The organism is Bradyrhizobium sp., from assembly GCF_049798375.1.
In the GTDB taxonomy this organism is placed as follows: domain Bacteria; phylum Pseudomonadota; class Alphaproteobacteria; order Rhizobiales; family Xanthobacteraceae; genus Bradyrhizobium.
In genome coordinates this window covers 1-3,670 of sequence record NZ_JBARGP010000282.1, presented here as the reverse complement: position 1 = coordinate 3,670, position 3,670 = coordinate 1, and the positions used below count along the sequence as shown (strand labels likewise).

The 3,670-nt window shown below is 63.8% G+C and carries 3 protein-coding genes; 1 reads left to right on the top strand and 2 read right to left on the bottom strand.

Annotated features, from left to right (window positions below):
• Positions 1-237: 237 nt before the first annotated feature.
• Positions 238-1,845 (top strand): lipopolysaccharide biosynthesis protein, encoded by a 1,608-nt coding sequence (locus WA702_RS12170; protein WP_425110772.1) that lies wholly within the window; start codon positions 238-240, stop codon positions 1,843-1,845.
• Between the two features lie 204 nt (positions 1,846-2,049).
• Here WA702_RS12170 and WA702_RS12165 read toward each other — a convergent pair whose 3' ends face one another.
• Both WA702_RS12165 and WA702_RS12160 read right to left on the bottom strand, forming a co-directional pair.
• Positions 2,050-2,604: a methyltransferase family protein gene (locus WA702_RS12165; RefSeq protein ID WP_425110771.1), complete on the bottom strand. Its 555-nt coding sequence runs from the start codon at positions 2,602-2,604 to the stop codon at positions 2,050-2,052.
• A 240-nt stretch (positions 2,605-2,844) separates the two neighbouring features.
• Positions 2,845-3,670, bottom strand: an 826-nt coding sequence (locus WA702_RS12160; protein WP_425110770.1) for an AMP-binding enzyme, incomplete at its 5' end; no start/stop codon positions are given.

Sequence of the window (3,670 nt, the reverse complement as noted above, 5' to 3'; positions counted from 1 at the left end):
GGCCGGGCACGCCGGCGCGCTGGTGCCGCGCGCCGCTTGCGCGGCAGGCCGATCGATCAATGCTTCCAACGGCGCGGAAACGACGGTCTCAATCATTCTCAGGCTCCGGTGCAGTCCCAGGATCCCTTGATATCATCCGCCAATGACCAAGCCTCCAATCGACTATCGCCATGACGCCGGCGACGAAAGCCTATCCTTTCCGCGTAGTTAACCGCGCGGTTAACTAACATCCGGGATATGGCGGCGATTGCAAAGTCTTTTCTGCCAAATAGGTCGTATCTTGTCGAACGCCAATGCGTTTTCCGTCCTGCCTGCCAGCTGAGACACGCCCTGACGATGATCACCATCGCGAGATCCACCGACGTCACGGCTGTCGCGTCCCGTTGGATCGTGTCCAGCGTCGCTGTTCAGTTCGTCAAGGCGTTGCTGCTGTTCGGCTCGCAGATCGTCCTGGCTCGTCTGCTCGATCCCGCCGATTTCGGTATCGTCGCCATGTGCGCCCCGGTGTTCGGCCTTTGCTGTCTGTTCAACGATCTCGGTCTTTCGCAAGCCGTGATCCAGCGGCAATCCTTGAGCGTTGACGAAAGCAACAACATCTTCTGGATCAACTTCGCGATCGGGTGCCTTCTCGGCTTTGTATTGCTGGCGGTAGCGCCGGCCCTCGCCGGCTTTTACAACGATCGCCGGGTTACGGCGGTACTCGCTGCACTCGCTCTGATCCTCGTCATCAACAGTTTGTCGTTTCAACAAGTGGCGTTGATGCACCGGCGCATGGAGCCGGTTCCGATCCTGCTCATCGACATCGTGCCCGTGGTGGCGAATGCCGTCGCTGCGATCTCGGCGGCCGGACTCGGCGGCGGATACTGGTCGCTCGTCATCGGCCAAATGGCGCATGCGATTGCGGCGGGCCTGCTTGCCTGGACGCTGTCGCCGTTCCGGCCGGCACGCCCGCGCAAGCTGGCGAACGCTTTGCCGATCATGAGGTTCGGCGCCCATCTGACCGGCCTGTCGATGGCCTCGTTCGCGGCGACAAGCCTCACCCCGCTCGCGATCGGCCGTTTGTTCGGGGCATGGGAGCTCGGCGTGTTCGACCGTGGCTACAAGCTCGTCAGTATGTCGTTCGTCCAGTTTCTCACGCCGCTGTCGCGGATTGCGGAGACGTCGCTGGCGAGGCTGTATTCGGACCGCGAGCGCTATCGCCAAACCTATCTGCAATTCTCCGAAGCACTCATCCTCTTTCTGACCCCCGGCCTGATCTGCCTGGCGTTCATGTCCGATTCCGCCGTGCAGGTTCTTTACGGCAAGGAGTGGCTGGCCGCGTCGTCCATCGTCCGCTGGTTTTCGGTAGCGAGCCTGCTTGCGCCCGCGGGAGCGGCGGCGTCGTGGCTGTTCGTCAGCCAGGGCCGCACACGGCAGATGCTGCGATTTGGCCTTGCAGGGCAGTTATTGACCGTGGTGTCGCTGCTGCTCGGATTGCCCTGGGGGCCGGTGGGGTTCGCGATCTCGAGCGCGATCTTCTCGCTGCCCATTCACGGCATCACCATCTGGAGCGCGACGCGCGAGGGACCGGTCTCACTGGCGCAGTTCGTGAAGATGCTGCTTCCCATCGGTCTCGCCTTGGCGGTGTCGGCAGCTTTCGTCTGGATCATGTCGCGCCAGCTTGATCACCTCCCGCTTCATCCGTTGGTCGCTTTGATGATCGGAGGACTGACAGCCTATCTTTCGACTGCGCTCGCTCTTTGTGCTTCCCGGCCGGGCCGCAAGATCATCGGAAATGCCAAGCGGGCGTTCCTGATCATCCGAGGGAGTACCGCGGCGGCCAGCGCCGCGCCGCTGTCGGCGTGACCGCCTGGACATGAACCGCCGACGACGTCATCCCCGGTCTCTCGATCTGCCGCGTAAGCTCGCCGGCGACAAGGGCATCGCGTTGCCGCCGGGATTTTTTTCGGTCGGTCTGTCGCCGTAAAATCAAGACGGGCTGCAAACCGCCGCGGGTCGACACGGTCATCCACAAAGCCGCGACCAGCGGTGGTGCATTGGAAGTACCGGTCAGCGCCTGCCGGCGATCGCGCCAAGCCGTGGCCAGAACATGCCGGTCGTACGGCGATAATCGTCATACTCGGCAGCGAAGGCCGAGCCGGCGAAGGCGTGCTCCTCGCGCCGCGCCGCTGTGAGGTTGATCGCGGCGATGACGACAAGGAAGCCCAGGCTCAGCGGATGCAGCGTCGCGATCGCGCACGCAAGCCAAAACAGAACATAGGACGTGTAGAAAGGATGGCGAATGTAGCGATAAGGACCGTCGCGCATGATGCTGTCAGGCGGTACGGAATCGAAGGCCACGTGCAGCCGCAGCGGTCGCGTTGCCCGGGTGGCCCAGAATAGCAGCGCCAGGCAAGCCGCAAACAGCAGCAAGGCGAGCGCGAGGCTTGGGATCGAATGGCGGTCGCGCCACATCAGCAAGGCGAAGGCAATCACGCCGACATCGGAAACGACGCGCGTGAGGCGTGCTGTCGGCGGCCAGGTCATGGCCGCGAAATGGCGTCTCACCATTATCGCCATGGCGGCGTAGGACATCAGTCCGACAATCAAGACCAGCTCATTCATGGTGCGCCCCCGCTGTGTTGCCCGAGGCAAGCACATGATATTCTCACGCTTGCCGACGCGCTCGCTACTAACCTCGCCGCGCTTGCGGGGAGAGGTCGATCGCGAAGCGATCGAGTGAGCGGGGACAGCTCCAACAATTCGCACCAATCGGGCGTCTGCGCCTCACCCCAGCCCTCTCTCCGTAAAAAACGGGGACAGGGAGCGCACCGCCTGCGCCTGCTGCGCAACGGCTGTTGATTCTCATCCCTGCACCACCTCATGTCGCATCACAAACGGCGCCAGCAGCGTATGCACCTCGTTCTCAACCGCCTGGCGCGCATCGCCTGAAACGCCGCGCAGCGTCACGATCGCGATGCTGCCGTGGCTGCCATGCGGACCGACCTCGACCGTGCAATCGATGCCGCGATCGGTGAGTTGCGACAGCACGCGGGTGAACACGCGGGTCGCGGCGTCCCAGCGTAGTCGCGGCTTGAACACCTTGCCAACGCCGGTCAGCGGCATCGGATCGATCGGGATGATCTGCACCGGGTTAGCCGCGCGCTCGGGCGTGCGCTCACGCACCCAGGCCTCCAACTCGCCGGGCTGCACGCTGGCGCCCGGCTTGAGCTGGACATAACCGACCGGCAGCTCGCCGGCATAGGCATCCGGCTGTCCGACCACGGCGGCGAAGCCGACCGCAGGATGCTGGAACATGATCTCCTCGATCGGCGCCGGATCGATGTTGTGGCCGCCGCGAATGACGAGGTCCTTGGCGCGGCCGGTGATCCAGAGAAAGCCGTCGGTATCGAGCCGGCCGAGATCGCCGGAGTTCACCCAATGGCCGTCGATGAACGCGCCCTTGTTGTGCGTCTCGTCGAGATAGCCTGAGAACACGCCGGGCCCGGCCATGATCACGACGCCGATCTCGTCCGGAGCGCAGTCGCGCTCGTATTGCCCGTCCGCATCGAGCTTGACGATGCGCACGCGCGCATACGGCACCGGCAGCCCGACGGAGCCGAGCCGGATCGGCTGGTCCGGATAGGCCATGGTGTGGACGCTCGCCGTCTCGGTCATGCCGTAGACTTCC